The 21,826-nt window shown below is 44.1% G+C and carries 18 protein-coding genes and 1 tRNA gene; 11 read left to right on the top strand and 8 right to left on the bottom strand.

Annotated features, from left to right (window positions below; all coding sequences use genetic code 11):
* Positions 1 to 142: 142 nt before the first annotated feature.
* The 4 genes from J7623_RS23600 to J7623_RS23615 are packed head-to-tail and all read right to left on the bottom strand — an operon-like array spanning position 143 to position 6,874.
* Positions 143 to 3,700 (bottom strand): efflux RND transporter permease subunit, encoded by a 3,558-nt coding sequence (locus J7623_RS23600; RefSeq protein ID WP_291925036.1) that lies wholly within the window; start codon positions 3,698 to 3,700, stop codon positions 143 to 145.
* A 32-nt stretch (positions 3,701 to 3,732) separates the two neighbouring features.
* Positions 3,733 to 4,857 (bottom strand): efflux RND transporter periplasmic adaptor subunit, encoded by a 1,125-nt coding sequence (locus tag J7623_RS23605; protein ID WP_291925038.1) that lies wholly within the window; start codon positions 4,855 to 4,857, stop codon positions 3,733 to 3,735.
* A 38-nt stretch (positions 4,858 to 4,895) separates the two neighbouring features.
* Positions 4,896 to 6,257 carry a TolC family protein gene (locus J7623_RS23610; RefSeq protein WP_291925039.1) on the bottom strand — a complete coding sequence of 454 codons (1,362 nt, stop codon included), beginning with the start codon at positions 6,255 to 6,257 and terminating at the stop codon, positions 4,896 to 4,898.
* A gap of 8 nt (positions 6,258 to 6,265) precedes the next feature.
* Entirely contained in the window at positions 6,266 to 6,874 is a 609-nt protein-coding gene (locus J7623_RS23615) for a TetR/AcrR family transcriptional regulator (RefSeq protein ID WP_291925040.1), read from the bottom strand.
* A gap of 167 nt (positions 6,875 to 7,041) precedes the next feature.
* Between J7623_RS23615 and J7623_RS23620 the strand changes: the two genes are divergently transcribed.
* From J7623_RS23620 to J7623_RS23670, 11 genes are all read left to right on the top strand, one after another.
* Positions 7,042 to 7,650, top strand: coding sequence for a DUF502 domain-containing protein (locus tag J7623_RS23620; protein ID WP_291925041.1), 609 nt, complete (start codon positions 7,042 to 7,044; stop codon positions 7,648 to 7,650).
* A gap of 136 nt (positions 7,651 to 7,786) precedes the next feature.
* The gene (locus J7623_RS23625; protein WP_291925042.1) at positions 7,787 to 8,767 is read left to right on the top strand and encodes a zinc dependent phospholipase C family protein; all 981 of its coding nucleotides are present in this window, start codon (positions 7,787 to 7,789) and stop codon (positions 8,765 to 8,767) included.
* A gap of 161 nt (positions 8,768 to 8,928) precedes the next feature.
* A complete protein-coding gene (serC, locus tag J7623_RS23630; protein WP_291925043.1) occupies positions 8,929 to 10,038 on the top strand; it encodes a 3-phosphoserine/phosphohydroxythreonine transaminase in 1,110 nt (369 codons plus the stop codon).
* Positions 10,039 to 10,166: 128 nt separating this feature from the next.
* Positions 10,167 to 11,411 carry a DUF1015 family protein gene (locus tag J7623_RS23635; protein ID WP_291925044.1) on the top strand — a complete coding sequence of 415 codons (1,245 nt, stop codon included), beginning with the start codon at positions 10,167 to 10,169 and terminating at the stop codon, positions 11,409 to 11,411.
* A gap of 74 nt (positions 11,412 to 11,485) precedes the next feature.
* Positions 11,486 to 12,313 (top strand): type II CAAX endopeptidase family protein, encoded by an 828-nt coding sequence (locus J7623_RS23640; RefSeq protein WP_291925045.1) that lies wholly within the window; start codon positions 11,486 to 11,488, stop codon positions 12,311 to 12,313.
* Between the two features lie 95 nt (positions 12,314 to 12,408).
* Positions 12,409 to 13,482 carry a tetratricopeptide repeat protein gene (locus tag J7623_RS23645; protein WP_291925047.1) on the top strand — a complete coding sequence of 358 codons (1,074 nt, stop codon included), beginning with the start codon at positions 12,409 to 12,411 and terminating at the stop codon, positions 13,480 to 13,482.
* A 94-nt stretch (positions 13,483 to 13,576) separates the two neighbouring features.
* Positions 13,577 to 15,232 carry a phenylacetic acid degradation protein PaaN gene (gene paaN / locus J7623_RS23650; RefSeq protein ID WP_291925049.1) on the top strand — a complete coding sequence of 552 codons (1,656 nt, stop codon included), beginning with the start codon at positions 13,577 to 13,579 and terminating at the stop codon, positions 15,230 to 15,232.
* Positions 15,233 to 15,297: 65 nt separating this feature from the next.
* On the top strand, positions 15,298 to 15,963 hold the full coding sequence (locus tag J7623_RS23655; RefSeq protein WP_291925051.1) for a YceI family protein: 666 nt from the start codon (positions 15,298 to 15,300) through the stop codon (positions 15,961 to 15,963).
* 82 nt (positions 15,964 to 16,045) lie between these two features.
* Positions 16,046 to 16,333: a 2TM domain-containing protein gene (locus J7623_RS23660; protein ID WP_291925052.1), complete on the top strand. Its 288-nt coding sequence runs from the start codon at positions 16,046 to 16,048 to the stop codon at positions 16,331 to 16,333.
* Positions 16,334 to 16,362: 29 nt separating this feature from the next.
* Positions 16,363 to 18,180 carry a long-chain fatty acid--CoA ligase gene (locus J7623_RS23665; protein WP_291925053.1) on the top strand — a complete coding sequence of 606 codons (1,818 nt, stop codon included), beginning with the start codon at positions 16,363 to 16,365 and terminating at the stop codon, positions 18,178 to 18,180.
* A 53-nt stretch (positions 18,181 to 18,233) separates the two neighbouring features.
* A tRNA-Arg gene (locus tag J7623_RS23670) sits at positions 18,234 to 18,305 on the top strand.
* Between the two features lie 66 nt (positions 18,306 to 18,371).
* Here the strand turns inward: J7623_RS23670 and J7623_RS23675 are convergent.
* Genes J7623_RS23675 through J7623_RS23690 form a run of 4 tightly spaced genes read right to left on the bottom strand, consistent with a single transcriptional unit; the run spans position 18,372 to position 21,583 of the window.
* Positions 18,372 to 19,304 carry a HipA domain-containing protein gene (locus J7623_RS23675; protein ID WP_291925055.1) on the bottom strand — a complete coding sequence of 311 codons (933 nt, stop codon included), beginning with the start codon at positions 19,302 to 19,304 and terminating at the stop codon, positions 18,372 to 18,374.
* A 4-nt stretch (positions 19,305 to 19,308) separates the two neighbouring features.
* Positions 19,309 to 19,635: a HipA N-terminal domain-containing protein gene (locus tag J7623_RS23680; RefSeq protein ID WP_291925058.1), complete on the bottom strand. Its 327-nt coding sequence runs from the start codon at positions 19,633 to 19,635 to the stop codon at positions 19,309 to 19,311.
* An 11-nt stretch (positions 19,636 to 19,646) separates the two neighbouring features.
* Positions 19,647 to 20,903, bottom strand: coding sequence for an MFS transporter (locus tag J7623_RS23685; protein ID WP_291925060.1), 1,257 nt, complete (start codon positions 20,901 to 20,903; stop codon positions 19,647 to 19,649).
* Positions 20,903 to 21,583 carry a metalloregulator ArsR/SmtB family transcription factor gene (locus J7623_RS23690; RefSeq protein WP_291925062.1) on the bottom strand — a complete coding sequence of 227 codons (681 nt, stop codon included), beginning with the start codon at positions 21,581 to 21,583 and terminating at the stop codon, positions 20,903 to 20,905. The genes J7623_RS23685 and J7623_RS23690 overlap by 1 nt, the downstream gene beginning before the upstream one ends.
* Positions 21,584 to 21,826: the final 243 nt, after the last annotated feature.

The raw sequence follows: 21,826 nt of genomic DNA on the forward strand, positions 1-21,826 counted from the left end.
CAAATGCCACTCATTCCAAATGTTAAAATTTGTTAATGAAAGCAAAAAAGCCATTTCGGCTGTAATATACAAAAAAAATCCGTCCCGAAGAATCGGGACGGAGACTGTTAACCTACAACTGTTACACTGTATTGAAAAATCTTTAATTCACGGAGATCCCGTGCCCCTTCTTTCCTACCACCGGCTCCTCTTCTATTGGTTCCTCCGGCTCCGGAAAGAAGTTATATGGCTTGGCAGATATGTACTTAGGATCGTGTAACATCCTCACATCTGACCGTTTCATGAATATCTTTATAATTAATACCACAAAAGGAACATATTTAAGCCACCGTGGCAGGTTGTACCTATCCAGCACATCGATGGAACGCTTGTTCATGGCATACATTACCGGCACCATAATCAGGGTCAGAAAGGTGGCAAACACCAATCCAAACACCATTGTCCAGGCCAACGGTCCCCAGAACGCTACGTTATCACCCCCAAAGAAAATATGTGGCTTAAACTCACTGAACAACGACGCAAAGTCAATATTGAAGCCTACCGCCAGCGGGATAAGTCCTAATATAGCTGCAATAGCCGTTAAGATTACCGGCGTCATACGGGTTTTACCTGCTTCTACTACTGCCTCATAAACCGGGGTTTTCTGCTGGATCAGTAAATCCGTGAACTCTACCAGTACGATACCATTTCTAACCACGATACCTGCCAGCGCCATAATACCTACACCGGTCATTACAATGGAAATACTCATCTTAAAGATGGAGAAGCCCAGGAATACCCCTATGATACTGAACAAAATTTCCATAAAAATGATCATCGGACGACCAATCGAGTTAAACTGTGTCACCATGATCATCAAAATGAGGCCGAAGGCGCCCAACATGGCCATCATCAGGAAATTCATAGTTTCCTGCTGATCTTCCTGCTCTCCTGTCATTTTAATGACTACAGAAGACGGATGGGTGAAATCATGCAGGGATGATTCAATGTGCTGCACTACTTCATTGGCATTGAAGCCGGTTAATATGTTAGAGTACAGCGTGATAACGCGTTTCTGATCTATACGTCTGATACCTGCATAAGTATTGGAGTAGTGAATATCTGCCACAGCAGACAATGGTACCTGGCGGATAGCACCACCCATATTCATATCCCGGTATACCAGGTTCAGGTTCATCAGGTTGTTGATATTATTCCGCTGATTCTCATTCAATCTCACCATAATCTTGTACTCATCTTTGGCATCGCGGATCTTGGAAGCCTCGGCTCCAAACAGGGCATTACGTAATGTAAGTCCGATCTGCCTGGTAGAAATCCCTTCAGCATTCGCTCTTTCCCGGTCAATATTCACTACAATTTCAGGCTTATTGTCTTCGAAATCGCTTTTCAGTTCTTCCACGCCACCAATCTGCAGAGAATCGAGATAACGTTTAAGTCTGAACGAAGTACCAGTCAGTTCATCAAAGTTGTCCCCACTGATTTCAATATTAATCGGTTTACCCGTTGGCGGACCACCCTGCTCCTGCTCTACCGTGATATTGGTACCTGGAATACCTTTCACCGCATCACGGATTTTATCGAGGTATTGTACGGTTGACTGGTTATTTCTGGCACCAAACTCCACAAAAGCAACAGTTACCTTACCTTTCTGTGGTTGTACGCTCATATCCATCTGGGATGGATCACCGGCACCTTTAGCCACATTGGATATCACTGATTCCACAATTGGATTATGAGGTCCCAGTACTTTGTTAATACGATTCTCTACAATTTTGGTAATAGAGTCCGTGTACCTCTGATCTGTACCGTTAGGTAATTCTATATAGGTATAAATAAAGTTAGGGTCAGCCTGCGGGAAGAACACCACTTTAGGATTTCGTATAGCCGTGAGCACTATGCTGAAGATCAGCAGGCCAAAAGTGGCTATTACAATCCACACCGGACGCCAACCTATCAGGCACCATTTCAGGATCCGTTTATAACGCTCCTGTACTTTGGGCCAGAACACGTGCTGGAAGTGACGGGCAACACCACCTAACCAGAAACGTTCCAGTACAATCATCAGGTAAAGGAAGATCACAAAGTTCCCCACACCCATGCTGCCATTGGCATATCCAATCAATGCAACCAGGGCAAATACGGCGGAGAGAATAGTAAATTTCTTATCAAATCTTGGTTTCGGGTGATTTTCACCTTCATGGCGATCCATGAAATCTACCGCAAAAACGGGGTTGATAATATACGCTACCACCAGTGATGCTCCCAGTGTGGTAATGAGGGTTACTGGTAAATAGAACATGAATTTACCAATCACACCAGGCCAGAACAGTAACGGGAAGAAAGGTGCCAATACGGTGAGCGTCCCGGAAAATACCGGCAGAAACACTTCTCCGGCCGCGATCTTCGCGGCTTTCACAATCCCCAGATCCTTTCGCTCGTTAAAGATACGGTGTACGTTTTCAATCACCACAATAGCATCATCCACCACGATACCTAATGCCAGCAGGAAGGAGAACAGCACCATCATGTTCAGCGTGAAGCCATATACCGGCATCAGCAGGAAGGCGATAAACATGGAAATTGGTACAGACAGCGCCACAAAGATGGCATTCACTGCTCCCATGAAAAACATGAGGATAATGGTTACCAGCAGGAAGCCGATAATAATAGTATTGATCAGGTCGTGCAGTGTTACACGGGTAGATTTAGACTGATCCGCGGTAATGGTTACATTCAGATTTTTAGGAAAATAGTTTTCCTTCATGTCCTTTGTAATCGCCTGTATTTTGTCGGATGCATCAATCAGGTTTTTACCACTTTGCTTCACTACGTTGAGCGTGATTACGTTCTTTCCTTCCAGGCGGGCAAAGCTTTCCTGTTCCAGGAAGCCATCTACCACGTTGGCAATATCCCTGAGATAAACGGTTGCACCTGATTGTCCGCGAACAATGATGTTACCAATCTTTGCCGGGTCTTTATATTCTCCTTTTACACTGAGAGTACGTTTCTGACCATCCATGGCAACCAAACCACCAGATATCGTCATGTTTTCTCCCTGTATCGCAAGAATGATATCGTCGAAGCTGATTTTAGCCGCGTCCATTTTGTATTTGTCCACATTGATCTGGATTTCACGTTCCAGTTCACCTACCAGATCCACACGCGTAATTTCATTCAGTGCCTCAATGCGATCTTTCATGTCATCTGCATACTTTTTAAGGGTTTGCAGATCGAAGTCGCCGGAGAGGTTTACGTTCATGATTGGAATCTGGGACACATCCATTTTTATGATCTGCGGCTCCTGGGTTAGGTTTTGCGGCAGGTCTTTTTTGGCATCGTCCACTTTTTCACGTACCCGTTGGCGGGCGGCTTCAATATCTTCATTTGCATTGAATTCGATGGTGATCGCAGAGAAATCCTGCATGGATGTGCTCTTGATCTTTTTTACCCCGGAAATACCATTGAGTTGCTTTTCGATCGGTTTAGTGATCGTGGTTTCCATATCTTCCGGGGAAGTACCTGCGTTTATGGTATTGATATAGAACTGAGGGAACACTACTTCCGGAAACTGTTCCTTCGGCAGCGAGTTATAGGAAAGAATACCGGCAAGCGCAATGATAATAGTGGCTACGTAAACGCTCACCTTATTATCAATGGCCCAACTGGTAGGCTTAAATTCTTTATGGAGATTATCTTGCATACACTTGATTTTAGCTGATGGCAGCGCCTTTATTATAATTTAATCAGGTCGTTGTCATTCAATCCCTGAAACCCTGTAGTAATAATTTTATCACCTTTATCCAGGCCCGTTTTAATTTCCGCCTTATCGTTGTAAGTGCGGCCCAGTTCTATTGTTTTACGTTGTGCCACCATTTTACCATTGGTATTTTGAGCTACCAGCACATAAGGTTTACCGGAGGTATATTGGATCACGCTTACCGGAATTACGATCGCATTTTTTGCGGTATAATCCACGATCCTGATATGTGCAATCATGTTAGGACGCAGGCTGTTATCGGCTTTCAGTGGTACTTCAATTTTGATAGTACGACTCAGCGGATCAATTGTTTTAGATGCGAAACCAATATTGCCGCGGATTTCGCGGTTAATATCCGGGAATGCAACCACTACCTGATCTCCTGTTTTCAATAACCCGGCATATGCTTCAGCCACGTTAGCCGTTATTTTCAGGTTGTTGGCATTTACAACACGAAACGCAGGAGCGCCGGGTGCCGCGTTATCGCCCACTTTGGCAATCACTGCATCAACAGTACCGCTGATAGGAGCAATGATGCGTGTTTGCGCCTGCTGATCCTGCAGGGTAGCCATTTTCCTTTCAAGGCTTTCCTTTTGATTTTTAGCATTCAGATATTGTACTTCAGAACCTATTTTCTGTGACCACAGGTTCTTTTGTTTTTCATATAAGGTATTGGCCAGATCCATTTGTGTACGCAGTTCTGCCATGTTTGCCTTTAACACCTGGTCATCCACCTGTGCCAGTGTTTGTCCCTGGCTTACGGCCTGTCCTTCTCTTACGAAGATGCCGGTGATGACACCTGGTACGCGGGCGGAGACGTTTACGTTTTCGCGGGCGTCTACACTACCCTGCACATCGATGTAGTGTTCAAATAATGTATCCGTTACCGGAGTTACGGCTACATCTTTCATCTTCAGTACCGTATCTTTTGTACCTACTTCCTTTTCCAGTGCAGCAATTTTTTTATCAATGTCTTCATTGAACTTTACTTTTTGCTGTTTCAACTGCTGCAGCTGATCCGCTTTATTTCCTCCACCACCGCCGCAGGCAGCCAGTACAAGTGTTATAATGGGAATCAGGAAAGAATATCTTTTGGTCATATATATAGTAGTGAAATGGTGATTGTAATAGTTAAAGCTTATAGTTTACCATATGATTTCAGCAGATCTACTTTAGCAACGATCGCATTAAACAACGCAGTGAAATAATTATTTTGTGCGGTGAGCAGATCATTTTCAGCAGTAGTCATTTCCAGGCTGGAACCTACGCCCTCTCTATATTTGATTTGGGTAGTGTGGTATACATCCTGGGCAAGTCCCATGTTTTTTTCCTGTGCTTCCAGGGTAAGTACGTTATTCCGGAAGGTGGAGGCAGATTGCTCTCTTTCGAGATCGATGCCCAGCTTTGCATTTTCAATTGCCACTTCACTTTTCTTCACATTGAGCCATGCCTGATCTACCTGGCGTTTACGCTGCAGGCCGGTGAAGATGGGTACTGACAGGTTGAGTCCTGTATTCAGGTAGCCGTACCACATCTGGCTCTGAAAGTAATCGAACTTATCACTTCCGCGGATGGCACCGGTAGAAGCAAATACCTGTAGCGATGGCAGACCTTTCATTTTGTATCTTTTCAGATCATATTCATTGGCCTTCTTCTGCGTTTGCAGTAACTGGTATTCAATCCGTTGGGAGTAATCGAATTTATCCATGTCGAGTACATCTGCTACAATTTTTTCGGTAGACAGTGTATCCGTTAACGTGATAGCTTGTTTCAGTGGCATGCCCATCTGATATTTCAGGGCAGCGGTACCTAATTCCACCAGGTTGCGGAGTTTGGTTTGTTCTGTTTGCAGGTTGGTATATTGTACTACCAGGCGGTCTACATCCAGTTTTTCTACTAATCCGTTCTTATAGATCTCTTTGGTTTCTGCAAGAATTTTTTCCAGGGAAGTCAGATTTTCTGAAAGAATTGCGAGTGCTTTATTGGCAGACAATACATTATAGTACGCTTTATATACATCTGATTTCACATCAATCTGCGCTTTGGCAACACCTTGTGCGACCAATGTTTCCAGTGTTTTACGCGCCTGTAAGGCAACGAGTACACTTGGATCGAAGAGTGTTTGTGTAAGTTTTACTTCTCCCAGCAAGTTGTGTGGTAACTGGAAAGATACCACGGTAAAGGAATCTTTGGGTAAGCCAAAGTTCCTCATATTAAACATTTGTTTCTGGGTGATAGGATTGTACTGGTAAGAGCCGGCGCCGGCGATGTTAGGCAGGGCCATGCCACTGACTTCTTTATTTTTAGCCAGTTGTATCAGCTCGTCCAGTTTAGCAGTTTTCACGGTGCTCTGATTAGCCAGTGCATAGTCTACCGCTTCTTTAGCAGACAGGCTGATGGGCTCCGTGAGAAGCGGCTGCTGCTGGGCGCTGACATTGCCGGCCACTGACAGTAGCCATACTACAAAAGCCGTGCTGGTGAGCCTTTTGATTGATAGCATAGTGTTATTTATTTTGCTGATAGTTGTTTGTATTCTTCAATAAGTTGATAGCCTTTCACAGAAGCCATTCCATATAAGAAATTCTCCAGCAATACCCGCTGCACTTTATTCATATCATAGCTGCCGGGAAATATTTCGGGTTTGAAGCAAAGCATACAGGAATGAATACGGTATTGAGTTAATATCCGGATGTCGATGTCTGGCCGGTATACGCCTTCACTGATGCCTCTTTCCATGTTCTCACGGATCATGGTAGCGAGGGTATTGTTCTGATATTCTTCGAAAACCTGGTAGGCTTTTGCATGAAACTTATTGAGATCCAGCATAATCACCGGGTTCATGTTTCTGAGGCGGCGGTCAATCATATCCATTACCAGGAAAAGCTCTTCAATAGCATCCCTGGATTTTTTGCGGTCAGCCAGGCATTCTTCATTTACCACTTCTATGAACCGGCTGATGGTTTGGGTAACCATATCGTCCTTATCGGTGAAGTGAGCATACAAAGTTTTCTTGGAGATGCCCATTTTTACAGCGATGTCGTCCATGGTAATTGAGCGGGTACCAAATTGACGAAACAGGCTGAAAGCCGTGTCCATAATACGTTCCTGTACTTCCATAGTTTTACAGCAATAACCCTCTTGTTATGCACAACAAAACTATGGAAACTTTCCAAACTTCCAAAGTTTCCAGTATTTATTTTTTACATGTGGCAACATGGATTGATGAACAGAAAGGTTTCGGCCTTTCGCTTTATTGACTAATTTTGCGTTTCTAATCACGAACCATGTCGCCAAAACTTAGATTTAAAGTATTTGCATCCAGGTTGTTGCGTTACTTCTTTCAGGGATTGCTTATTCTGGCTCCCATAGGGATTACGGCGCTCACCCTGTACTGGGCATTTGTTACTATCGACAATATTATTCCTAAGGAGATCATTCCGGAAGGCGCCTCTTTCAGCTTTCTGAAATACAAGGGGGTAGGATTTGCGCTGGTATTCCTGTTGATCATTGTGGTAGGATATCTCAGTTCCTCTTTTATTATAGGAAGGATTTTTGACTTGTTTGACCACCTGTTGGAGCGTACTCCGTTTATCAAGTACATCTATACTTCCATTAAGGATGTATTTGATGCATTTGTGGGTGAGAAGAAAAAATTTGATCATCCTGTGCTGGTGCAGATTTACGGAGTAGACGTTTGGGAGATGGGATTCATTACGCAGACGGATGTCAGCAACTTCGGGCTGGAGGGCTACATGGCGGTATATGTACCGCATGCTTATGCTATTACCGGTAAAGTATTTATGGTACCCAAGGACCGGGTAAAAGAGTTAACCAATATATCTGCCGGAGAAGCGATGAAGTTTGCTGTGAGCGGTGGTGTTACCAATATTTAATTCATTTTTTCCTGCAAAGACGCAGCGGAGCAAAGAAGCAAAAGAATAAGAAGAAACCCTTCCCCTGTTTCTTTGTTTTTCTGTGTCTTTGCGGGAAAAAAATGGTTATATTCGTCTTCCCAAAAAATATAGCCATATGTTAACCCACGCCTACCTGCGGATTTCCGTAATGTTTACTGTATTGATGTTATCATGTGCAGATGCCCATGCCTGGGGATTTTTTGCGCATCAGCGGATTAACCGGCTGGCCGTATTTTGCCTGCCTCCGGAGATGATGATCTTGTATAAGCCGGCACTGGAATATCTTACTGTGCACGCCACGGACCCGGATAAACGTCGTTATGCTGTAGCGGCGGAAGGCGCCAGGCATTTCATAGACATTGATTTGTTTGATACCCCACCGTACGACCACATTCCCCGCAACTGGGCGGATGCTGTAGCGCGATATACGGCAGATTCGTTGAATCGTAATGGCATATTACCGTGGCATCTTGAAAAGATGATGGCGATGCTCACCAAAGCATTCCGCGACCGGGACCAGCAACGCATATTGCAGTTATCGGCAGAATTGGGCCATTACGTAGCAGATGCACATGTTCCCCTTCATGCCTGCTCCAATCATAACGGGCAGTTTACCGGGCAACAGGGCATACATGGCTTATGGGAGTCGCGTATTCCTGAGTTGCTGGCTGACCAGGAGTTTGACTACTGGGCAGGGAAAGCCGTTTATATCCGGGAGCCGCGTACGTTTATCTGGGACATTATCCGGGTGAGTGGCATGGCTGCAGACACAGTACTGAAGTACGAAAAGCGTTTGAGTGCGCAGTTTCCGCCGGGTCGTAAGTATGCGTATGAAAACCGGAACGGGGTATTAGTACGTACTTACGCTGATGACTATACGAAAGCGTATTATTTATCGATGGGTGATATGGTGGCCCGGCGCATGAAAAATGCCATAGCGGGGGTAGCTGCTGCCTGGTATACGGCCTGGGTGAACGCAGGGCAGCCGTCTTTGCGGGAGCTGACGCATACAACCCTTACCACGGAAGAATTGCAGGAGGTGCAAAAGCTGCAACAGCAATGGTTACAGGGACAATTGCCAGTCAGGGAGGAGTAAAAGGACTAAAATATTTATGGTAATACTTAATAATTGGAAAAGAAATTTTATCTTTGCCCATACCATCTTTTAGCCTATCCTACACCACGCACCTTAGGTTTTATTTATTTTAAAACACCCGTGCCGTTTTTTTTCCGTTTCCTTAGAAAAACCAAAACAAAGTGGAAAGATCAAAAAATGAATTTAATCTGAATCGCAACATGAAGGTGCATAATTTTAACGCAGGTCCTTCTGTATTACCTAACGAGGTATTGTACAAGGCCAGTAAAGCGCTGATCGACTTTGAAGGGTCGGGGATGTCTATACTGGAGATTGGACACAGAACACAACCGTTTATAGCGGTGATGGACGAGGCGCGCAACCTGGTGAGGGAACTGATGCAGCTTGATGATGACTTTGAAGTGCTTTTTTTACATGGCGGCGCCACCACGCAGTTTATGCAGGTGCCCATGAATCTGCTGGAAAGCAGTGAAACGGCCGCTTATGTAGATACCGGCGTATGGTCAAATAAGGCTATCAAAGAAGCAAAATTGTTTGGCTTCGCCGATGTAGTGGCAAGCTCCAAAGAAAGCAACTACAATCATATCCCCAAGCAGTTTACCATCCCTCCACAGGCCAGTTATCTGCATATTACCACTAACAATACCATTTATGGTACGCAGTGGCAAATGACGCCTGTTACCGATGTTCCCCTGGTGGCAGACATGAGCAGTGATATTATGAGTCGTAGTATGGACTTCAACAAGTACTCGCTGATTTATGCCGGTGTGCAGAAAAACATGGGCGCTGCTGGTGCTACCATGGTAGCTATACGCAAAAGTATGCTGGGCAAAGTATCGCGCAAAATACCTGCTATACTTGACTACCGGAACCACATCGAAAATGGCTCTATGCTGAATACCCCTCCCGTTTTCGCGGTGTATATTTCCATGTTGACCCTGCGTTGGCTGAAAGAACAAGGCGGTATCCCTGCTATTGAAAAAATAAATGATAAGAAAGCAGCATTACTCTACGATGAAATTGACCATAACCCGCTGTTCCGCGGCACTGTGGTAAAAGAAGACCGTAGTAAAATGAATGCCTGCTTCATTATGGATAAACCAGAAATGGAAGAAGAGTTCCTGAAATTCTGTAAAAAAGAAGACATTGTAGGTATCAAAGGACATCGGCTGTCAGGCGGATTCCGGGTATCTATGTATAACGCCCTGCCTTATGAGAGCGTAGAAGTAATGGTAGAAGCCATGAAATATTTCTCTCTGAAAAAGGCATAAAACTTTTTCTCCTTTATAGCTACGGAGTTGTGGCCAGGTCATATGCGATCTGTCTGCAACTCCGTAGTGCGTTATTGGTTATTTCGTTTTTTTTATCGTTATATTTATTCCTCACTCATACATTCATCATGGCTATTATCAGACCTTTTAACGGAGTAAGGCCAACAGAAGAACTGGCCCCAAAAGTAGCCGCAAGGCCCTATGACGTACTTAGTTCGGAAGAAGCAAAAGTTGCTGCCTCCGGTAACCCGTACTCCTATTATCATGTTTCAAAATCAGAAATCGATCTGCCGGAAGGAATAGATACCCATAGCCAGCAGGTATATGACAAGGCGGCTGAAAATTTGCATCGCCTGATAGCAGAAGGAACACTTTTTTCCGAAGCCCAGCCAGCGTATTACATTTATAAACTGGTAATGAATGGTCGTGCCCAAACAGGCCTGGTATGTGTTTCTTCCATTGCCGACTACAACAATGGCATTATTAAAAAACATGAATTCACAAGGCCGGATAAAGAACTGGACCGCATTAATCATATTAAAACCACGAAAGCACAAACCGGAAATGTTTTCCTGGCCTATAACGACGTACCGGAAATTAATGCACTGATAGATCAATGGCAGGAACACCACCCGCCAGTATACGACTTTACCGCAGATGATGGCATACAACACAGTATTTGGGTGATTAATGCACCTGCAGCCATTGCAGATATCACCTCACTCTTTGCTGAAAAGGTACCCTGTACCTATATTGCGGATGGCCATCACCGGGCTGCTTCCGCCAGCCTGGTACAAAAGGAAATGGAAGCGGCCGGCAAAGTTACCTCCGTGGAAAATCCGGTCAACTATTTCCTGACCACCATCTTTCCCGCAAGCCAACTGGCAATACTGGATTACAACCGTGTTGTGAAGGACCTGAACGGCCTGAGTGCAGCGGCGTTGTTATCTCAGCTCGACTACGATTTCACGGTGGAAGAAATTGGTCATCTTCCCCAGCAGCCGTCTATGCTGCATGAATTCAGCATGTATCTCGAAGGCAAATGGTATCGGCTGGTGGCCAAAGACGGCACCTATACCACTGATCCTATCGGCATCCTGGATGTGACCATTCTTTCAAATAATATATTGGATAAATTACTGGGCATCAAAGACCAGCGTACCGATAAACGAATCGACTTTGTAGGCGGCATCCGCGGGTTAGGCGAGCTGGTAAAGCGGGTTGACAGTGGCGAAATGAAAGTAGCTTTTGCCTTGTACCCTGTTACCATTCAACAGTTGTTTGATATTGCCGATAGTGGTAATGTAATGCCACCCAAGAGCACCTGGTTTGAACCGAAGCTAAGAGATGGATTGATTACACATATCATTTAAATTTACAGCTTCCCCTGCCCTTCCGCAGGGGAAGCTTTTTATCCACCTATACCCATACCCTTATTCCTATGCCTGTGGCACAACAATCTGATCTTTTAAAGGATGATTTTGAGTTGAAAGTAACTCCTTATCCATCCATGAAGCAAGCATTTATTTTAGGCGGCGCCCTCTTTTTGACCGGCCTGATCATTCATGTACTTGCTTTTTTGAGTGTCGACTACCTCTCATTTGCACTCGTTCGTAGCTTGTTTTTATTGGATATAATGCTACCAGTTTCCCTGCTAGCTTTATATTTTTATCTTCAGCGGCAGAAACGAAACGAACCACCGCTCCCATTGGGCATTCCCAAGGGAAATAATTTATGGATGTTGCTGGTGATAGTGCCGGCTTTATATGTGATTGTATCAATTCTGTTCTACTTATATGATATCAGTGGTTTCGACTGGACGGGTTATAAATATGCACGGCAACAGCCGTTAATATATTGTATTGTATTTGTGCTTCTGATTCCAGCGCTACAGGAATTCGTTTTCCGCGGCATCATGCTGGAAGCATTATTAAAAAGATATCCTGTTCACAAGGCATTAGGAGCGGTAACGTTGATAGCAGCGCTCCCCCATCTTTATCCTACCTCGATATTGATTTACCTGCCTGTTTCCTTTTTCCTGGCCTGGCTCTATTACCGGTCACGTAGCCTGATCTTTACTTTTATCTCCAATGCGATGCTCAGTGTTATTACATTAGGTTTAAGTATTAGCGAAAAAAACAATGTTAGTATATTGGGGGAACTCACACAATCGGCAGGTGTTCTCCCGGTGCTGGCTACAGCTGTGATTTTGCTTGGCGTCATGATTATTTTCTTCAATAGAGACATTATCGACTCAAATAAAAAAATAAACTAATACAAATAGCATCCCGCAACATTGGCTGCTCATCGATTGATCCGTGGCACATTACCCCATTTTCCTTACTTTTACAGCAAACGAACAGACAAGGAATGAACAAACGGTCTTCTTTATTGAGAGCTTTTATAGTTGCGGGAGTTTTATTTTCACAGGCGGTAGTAGCCCAGGATGCCAAAGAGTTGTACAATACAGCTTCCGGCTTTATTCGCACCGGAGATTATTCCAATGCGGTACTGGTACTGAACCAGGCGTTACAATTGGAACCGGATAATTACGAGTATAAAAAGCAACTGGCGTTCACCTTCTACCTGAAAGGGGACCTGGTAAAAGCCAAAAGTGTGATAGAGCCCTTGCTGAGCAATAAAGAAGTTGATGTACAGGCTTTTCAGATTGCCGGGAATATTTACATTGGCCGGGAAGAATGGAAAACAGCCCAGCGCATGTATGAGCGGGCATTGAAGAAGTTCCCCAACAGCGGCGAATTATACAATGACAACGGTACCCTGCTGATGAACTTTAAAATGTATGATGGCGCCCTGCGTAGCTGGCTCAAAGGCATAGAACAGGATCCTACATTCCCGGGTAACTATTATAATGCCGCTAAAACATACGATTTCAGTAATGCCCCGCTGTGGTGCATCTTATACGGGGAAACCTTCATGAATATGGAAAGTTTTACCACCCGCACCGCTGAAATAAGGAATATTGTACTGGAATCTTATAAGAAGTTATTCAATGACCCGTCGCTTTTTGACGCCATGCTGCCTGATGACAAAAAAGGCAAAAAGGGCAGCTCAGATTTTGTAGAGGCTTATAAAACCTGCATGGGCAAACAAATCAACGTGGTTACCGGCGGTATAGATCCGGAAGTACTGGTAATGGTACGTACCCGCTTTCTGCTGGACTGGTACAACTTCTATGGCATAAAGTACCCTTTTGCCCTCTTCGATTTTCAACAGAGCCTGCTAAGGGCAGGTATGTTTGAATCATATAACCAATGGCTGTTTGGCCCTGCCGCCAACCAGGCCGGTTACAAAGCATGGATCGCATTACATAAACAGGACTATGATGATTTCCTGAAATACCAACGTAGCCATCCTTTAAAGCCAAGACCTGACGAATACTACAACGATGGAAGGTTTACGCTGATCAATTCGGGATATTAGTATTTAGATATTTTTTGATTTATGGATTTAGTCATTTAGTTGCTGTAGCAACTGAATGACTAAATCCGTAAATTGTAAATCTCAAATTCTGAATATGCTCGTTAACAAACACCAAAACATTATTGACAACGCCGTAAAGGCGAACCACGAAAGAACTTTCTATTCCCAATACCCGGAGCATCCCAAGGCTTACGGTGAAGAAGCCCATGCAAAGGGCGTTCAGAGCTATCAGCAACTGCTGGGCAAACCTTTCAAACAATTGCTGCAAACCGGTGAAACGGGATGGGCCGGCGAAGAAGTATCGCCTTATACCCGGGAAGTGCTGGGGGTTACCTATCCTATTTTTGCAGTAAATGACCTGCTGGCAAAAGCAGCTATCGCTGGCAAAAGCTGGAGCCAGGTACCGGTAGCAGAGAGAGCGGGTATCCTCACAGAAACCCTGGAGCGCATTAAAGACTATTTCTTCGATATTGCCAATGCCACCATGCATACTACTGGTCAGAGCTTTATGATGAGCTTCCAGGCATCCGGCCCACACGCCAATGACCGCGCACTGGAAGCCGTAGCTACCGGGTATCATGAACTGCAGCGCTACCCTCCCAGTCTTACCTGGGAGAAGCCAATGGGCAAAACCAGTATCAAACTATATAAAACATTTAAACCGATCCCTAAAGGCATCGGTGTAGTGATTGGCTGCTCCACCTTCCCGGTATGGAATACGCTTCCGGGTGTGTATGCCGACCTGATTACCGGCAATGCTGTTATTGTAAAACCACATCCAAAAGCTATACTTCCTATAGCCATCGCCGTTAGTGCTATTCAGCAATCACTGAAAGACAACGGATATGATCCGAACCTCTGTCAGCTGGCGGCAGACAGCTCTGAGCAACTAATCACCAAAACATTGTGTGAACATCCGGAAGTGAAACTGATAGATTACACCGGTGGCAGCAGCTTCGGTGAATACATAGAATCATTGCCTGGCAAAACAGTATTTACAGAAAAAGCAGGCGTGAACTCTGTGATACTCGACAGCGTAAAAGACCTGGAGGCCGTTATCCAGAACCTGGCATTTTCTGTTAGCCTGTATTCCGGACAGATGTGTACCGCACCACAGAACTTTTTTATACCTGAAAATGGCGTGCGTACTGAAAATGGACTGGTACCCTTCAACGAAGTAGTACAGCGGTTTAAAGACGCCGTAGTGGGCCTGGCGAACCATCCCAAAATGGGTGCCGGTACCCTTGGCGCTATACAAAACGACAGCACCCTTGCCCGTGCAAAAGAAGTACGTCATCTTGGCGGCAAAGTGATACTGGAAGGCACGCCGGTGGTAAATGAAGAGTTCACAAACGCCCGCGTATGTGCTCCTGCGATATTGGAAGTAAGCAGCGCTGATACGGCTATCTACGAAAAAGAACTTTTCGGTCCCGTGGTATTACTCATTAAAACCAGGGATACCGATCATAGTATTCAACTGGCCAGGCAAATGGCGATAAAATATGGTGCTATCACCTGTGGTGCTTATACCACCGACCGTGACACCAAAGAAAAAATTACCACAGAAATGAACAGCGTATTTACCCCGGTATCCTTTAATCTTACCGGTTTTATTTGGGTAAATCAACATGCTGCCTTTTCTGACTTCCATGTTACCGGGGGTAATCCGGCAGGCAACGCCAGCTTTACCAACCAGGAATTCATTGTGAAGCGATTTGTGTGGGTAGGTAACCGGGAGCTGGCTGAATAGCGAAACCTATTAACAAGCGTCCCGGTTAAAAAGGGGCGCTTGTTTTTTAAAGCATATAAGTATTTATGAAAAAACTGCTATGTATTATCTTTCTTTTTACCTGCGGCATCGTAGCATGCGAACAGGCGCCCAAAGCCGATAAAGCCACCATTACGGATGCTCAAACCGTGCATGCAGGCACCGGGCACGCGTATTTACCGGATACTGCCAGCAGCGTAGTAGAATGGATTGGAACCAAACCAACCGGTAAGCATCATGGCACGCTGAAAGTGGCAGGCGGCGCCTTGTATGTAAATGACAGCAGTGTTACCGGGGGCCAGCTTGTTATTAATATGAAGTCACTGGAAGATAAAGACCTTGTGAGAGATACCGCCATGAAACATAAGCTGGAGATAGAGTTGAAAGGTGAAATGTTTTTCGATGTCAACAAGTATCCTACTGCCATTTTTGAAATTACGAACGTTGCACCATTTCAACCTGCAGCCGGTGATGAGCTCACGTTAAAAAATGCCACACACATTATTAAAGGGAATCTCACACTGAAATCTGTTACTAAAAATATATCGTTTCCTGCCAGCATAACTTTCAGTCATAATACCGTTAATGCCACTGCCAGCTTTAATATAGACCGTACCGAATGGGGTATCACCTATCGTGCTGATAAATCATTGCAGGATAAACTGATCAATTCACAGGTGAATATCAGCTTTAACATCCGGGCTACCCGTTAAGTCCGCTTTTCCTTTTTTTCTCCGTGAAGCCAATAAAATATTTTAAATTTAGTATTGCCACTATTACCTAAAACTGACTTCAATGGAAACTCCACAAGAAAGAGACGACCGGCTTTGGCGCATAGCAAAAGCGAGAGCCGGATTTAAATCACATCTTATCATATACCTGGTGATTAATATGGGAATGTGGGCTGTTTGGTTTCTGACCGACAGTGATAAAACAAACGGTACACCATGGCCTGTATGGCCGGCATTAGGCTGGGGTATAGCGCTATCTTTCCAGTATTTTAACGCCTATCACAAAGATCCATTCGGAGATGCGCTGAAGGAATATGAAAAGTTAAAGGAACAACAGCAAACGCGCATTTGACATTTGAGCCAAAACAAAATTACAACAGCATGAAGGACCAACCGCAGCGACTATTTGACGTGATTTCTTACCAGTTAGCGAACTATCCTAAAACGGATATGTTAGCCGGAAAAGAAAATGGATCGTGGAAAAAGTATAGTACAAAAGAAGTAGCGGACATTACTCTCAAATTCAGCGCTGGCCTGCTCAAATTAGGTATCCGGCCGGGCATTAAAAATAACGAGGAAAAAGATAAAATAGCCATCATTTCCCCCAACAGACCAGAGTGGATCCTCACCGATCTGGCCTGTCAGCAACTGGGCGCGGTACTTACGCCCATTTATCCTACTATCAGCGAACATGAACTGGCGTTTGTATTAAACGATGCTGCCGCCCGTATTCTGTTTGTTAGCGACAAAGAACTGCTCAACAAAATCAATGGTATGCGCGATCAGTTTCCCTCTATCAGGGAAATATTCACTTTTAATAAAGTAGAAGGCGCCAGACATTGGAAAGAAGTAATAGAAATGGGCGATGAGGCAGATTTTGAAGCAGTAGATACCGCCAGGAAAAATATATCTCCCGAAGAACTGGTCACTATCATTTATACTTCCGGCACTACCGGCACACCGAAAGGCGTGATGCTCAGTCATCATAACATAATGAGCAACGTGCTGGCCTGTCAGCCTTATTTACCGGTTAGTACCGAAGCCAGGGCGCTCAGCTTCCTTCCGTTAAACCATGTTTTTGAGAGAATGGTTACTTACCTGTATCTCCTGTCCGGCGTTCCCGTTTATTATGCGGAAACGATGGATACCATTGGCGACAACCTGAAAGAAGTAAAACCTACCATTTTTACCACCGTACCCCGACTCCTGGAGAAAGTATACGAAAGGATTATGACCACCGGCCTGGAACTAAAAGGCATTAAAAGAGCCTTGTTCTTTTGGGCTGTAGATATCGGTAAACGTTACGAAATCAACAAAGACCAGGGCGCCTGGTATAATCTACAACTCAAATTGGCCAACAAACTGGTCTTCAGTAAATGGCGCGCTGCCCTCGGCGGCAGAATACAATGTATCGTTAATGGGGCAGCTGCCTGCCAGGTGCGATTACTCAAAATATTTACCGCAGCCGGCCTTCCTATCCTGGAAGGTTACGGACTTACCGAAACATCCCCTGTAATCAGCGTAAACCGCTATGAAGAAGAAGACCGGATGTTTGGCACTGTAGGCCCTGTCATCAGTAGTGTGGAAGTAAAGCTGGCGGAAGACGGAGAAATCCTCTGTAAAGGGCCAGGCGTAACTATTGGCTACTATAAACGCCCGGATCTCACTGCTGACGCCATAAAAGATGGCTGGTTTCATACCGGCGACATCGGGGTATTGATCGATAACAAGTTCCTGAAAATAACGGATCGCAAAAAAGAACTCTTCAAGACCTCTGGCGGTAAGTTTGTAGCGCCACAGCCCATTGAAAATAAGTTTAAAGAATCGCCCTATATCGAGCAAATCATGGTGGTGGGCGAAGACCGCAAATTCACAGCAGCACTGATTGTCCCCTCCTTTGGAAATCTTCGTGGCTGGGCTGCCAAAAACAACATTTCCGCTACTTCCAACGAAGAACTGGTAAAAAACCCTGCTGTAATAGATCTCTTCAAACAAGCGGTAGACAAGTACAATCAGTTTTTCAGTCATATTGAGCAAGTGAAAAAATTCGTGGTCCTTCCCCACGAATGGACCGTAGATGCCGGCGAATTAACACCTACGCTGAAAGCAAAGCGGAAAGTGATCCTGGAGAAATACAAGAAGGAAATTGAAGGCATTTACACCCCGGCGGGCGGGAAAGTGGATATAGAAAGTCTTTAAATATTAATTTAAAACCCTTACTTTTGCCACCCAATCCCGGAAAATTGGGATATGGCCTCATAGTTCAATGGATAGAATAGAAGTTTCCTAAACTTTAGATACAGGTTCGATCCCTGTTGAGGCTACTAAAAACTTAATTCGCCCAATTTCAGCTTTACTGAAATTGGGCGTTTTGTTATTCCAGCTACCTGCTAATTGAATATTTGCTGTTTTCGAAGCCAGATTTTTTTATACTTCTCTTTGCCTTCTTCATCCAGAAAGGAAGAATTAATCAACTCGTACACTTTATCATTCATTGAGCTAAACTTGCTGAAAATATTGTTCCTTACATTCTCTGGAATACTTAATCCATCTGCCAACATTATAAAATCCTTTAATTTTATTCTTTTCTTTTTCGCATTTAACGTTAAGGCCAATTCTTCTTCATCTGCGGGATTGATCATATTTATATTTAGCAAATCATAAGCAGGGGATAAAACTATCCCGGTATGGAGGTGCAATACCGAGAAGTTTTTTAAATGCATATCATTATTTCCTGTAAGGTATGAAAACAGCAATACTTCAAAATAACTCAGCAATTCGAGCGCTTCGTTAGTACAATACTTAGCAATCAATTTACCGATTCTCTCATAGGATCCTTTGTACTTATTCTCTGTCAACAATGATGACAACTGGCAAAAGTCTTCCATATGAATTTTCTGCCCACCTTTTCTGTCAAGCCTTTTGGCAACGTACACGAGGCTCCTGTCAGTTGCTTGCAGTAGTGTATGCTCACAAACCTGTATTCCAAAAAGTGCAGCGAGGTGCATGGTTAGATCTTCATTTTCTGGTACCAGGTGGTAAAACGGATGTTGCGGTTTGAGAATATATTCATGTGATAACCCAATGACAGCCAACCTGGTATCTAACATAGTGTCATTCATAGTATCCAGGGCAACTGATAACTTAGGCTGTACTCCTGTAATAGCAATCTTTTGATGAATATTTTTTTCTGCTAACGCTTTCAACAATTGTTTATCCAATAGTAATTCAGGCGTCTTCTTCTTACTAAAAAAAGCTTCACAACATTCGCTATGATATTGTTTTCCCGGCGCCTCTTTATAACAAAACCAACAATTTGCCATCTTCTTAATTATTATCGTCAGGAACTATATATACTGCACCTATGGTATCTCCACATGTTCGCAACAGTAATTCAAACCTGTCATAAGATTTTATCTTCCAATGCGCCGTAGCGATATCCAGCAGCCAACCTTCTGGTATTAATCCATCAAAAAAGGGGAATAAGACCCTGCTGAAATAGGCCCCTTTGTTCAAAGGCAATGTAAGACTAACTGGCCTGGCATTATTGTCCCCCAGGTATGCTTCATCATAACGAAAAATATATCCATCATTCGTTTCAGATATAATTCCTGCTAGCTTGTCGCGGTAAAAGACTTTTCCCTTTTTAGTCATTTTTATATGTGCTAATTAGATTTCGTTTCCTTCATATTCACCCAAACCACTATCCCCGATAACAGCGTTACCATCCCTGCAATATGAACTGCCCAAATCAATCCGAAGTAATTCCCCACAACACCTGCCATTAATGCACCTATCGCATATCCCATATCCCGCCAGAAGCGGTAAACACCCAAAGAAGAAGCCCGCCACGCCGGATGCGCGGCATCACTCACTGCAGCTAATAGCGCAGGATATACCATAGCGGTGCCTAATCCTAATAACACAGAGCCCACTAAGCCCGATGTTAATGGCGCAAATATCTCCACACCGATGACGATATGCCCCAATACCTGCACAAACATTCCCCAAACGATCAGGGGTTTTCTTCCCCATTTATCTGCTAGTGGGCCTGTAATAATTTGTCCGGCACCCCATACTACCGGATAGATGGCTTTGATCCATCCTATGCCTTCCAAACCAACACCCATGGACATAAAGAGCAACGGGAATACGCCCCATGACATACCATCATTCAGGTTGTTAATCAATCCTGCCTGGGAAACGGAAAACAGGTTCCTGTTTTTGATGGAAGTTTCTTTGAATACCCACCACAAATTGGGTGGATGTGTTTGTTCGCCGGATGTAGTGATTTGTATTTGTTTTGCTTCCAGCGCCGCATATTTCCGTGTATCTCTGATTACAAAAAGAGACAACAACAGCCCGATCGTAGTGTAAGCAATACCAATATAAAAAGGTTGTGGACGTAGTCCGTAATGTGCAGCTAAATAACCTGTCAGTAAAGCAGTGAGGCCCACTGCTCCATATCCGGCAGCTTCGTTTAATCCCATGGCAAGCCCGCGGTTTTTACGTCCCACCAGGTCAATTTTCATGTTAACGGTCATTGACCAGGCCAGGCCCTGACTGATACCCAATAAAACATTGGCAAATAAAATCCAGTTCCACGATGGGCCATAAGCCAATAGAAACGGTACTGGAAGCCCTACCAGCCAGCCGCTTATCAGGACTTTCTTACGGGTGTATTTATCTGCCAGTACGCCCGAAATAAGGTTGGTAAAAGCCTTTACAACACCAAAGGCGATAATGAAAGAAAAGACAACTACATCTGATTGTATCTTGAATTCCGTTGTACCAACCAATGGGACTACGGTTCGCTCCAGGCCAACCATCCCGCCCACCATCATATTCACGAGAATTAAAAGTGTAAACTGCTGCCAGTTTTCTTTTAATCCCAGGCTTATATTCTCCACTTGTTTGCCCATTATTTAGATGTTGTATAGTCTACAGGATAACCCTTCAAGGCCCATTCCGGGAAGCCTTCTTCGAGTCGCACTGCATGATAGCCCTTGCGGGTAAGCATCGCTACGGCTTCGTCTGCGTATACGCAAAACGGCCCCCTGCAATAAGCTACCAGCATTTTCTTGTGGGGAATTTTCTTCAACGACTGGCCTAAATGATCAACCGGTATAGACAATGCACGATGGATATGTCCGCGGTTATATTCTTCTTCCGGTCTTACATCCAGTAATACTACTTCATCTTTTTCCAGCATGGTGGCTAATGTTGCAGCATCAATGGCCTGCATTCCCTTGCTTTGCCCCTTACGGAAGTCGTGCACTACTTTTGCTATTTCGGTATTGAATACTTTTCCTAATTCACGCAGAGATACCCAGGTGTTATATACACTTTCACTGGCAAGAGAGTAATAGATGAAATTACCGTTGCGGCTTATCTGAACCAGCTTTGCCTTTTTAAGATGCTGTAAATGCTGCGATGCGTTGGCAATAGATTGTTCGGTATAATTAGCAATTTGTTCTACAGAAAATGGTCCCTGCGCTAACAGGTCTATAATTTCCAAACGCACGGGGTTAGCCATGGCTTTGGCTACTGTTGACAATTCAATATATACCTTATCCTTAAACTCCCGCTTATTCATTTTCATATATAATGACTGTTGCTTATCAGGCAAAGATAAGAAAATCTATTCAATTAAATAATTGAATAGATTTTAAGCAATTTTAAGGATCTATGTATCTAACTTAAAAATTAATTAGCTGATATAACATGGTAACTCTACCCCACCAACTGTCGACAATGAAACTATAAAACAGTTGAGATTAAATCTGACAAATAATGCTTTGTCTGATTTAATCTCAACTATGTATTTGGCTATCTAAATGATAGC

The organism is Chitinophaga sp., from assembly GCF_017745275.1.
GTDB lineage: Bacteria > Bacteroidota > Bacteroidia > Chitinophagales > Chitinophagaceae > Chitinophaga.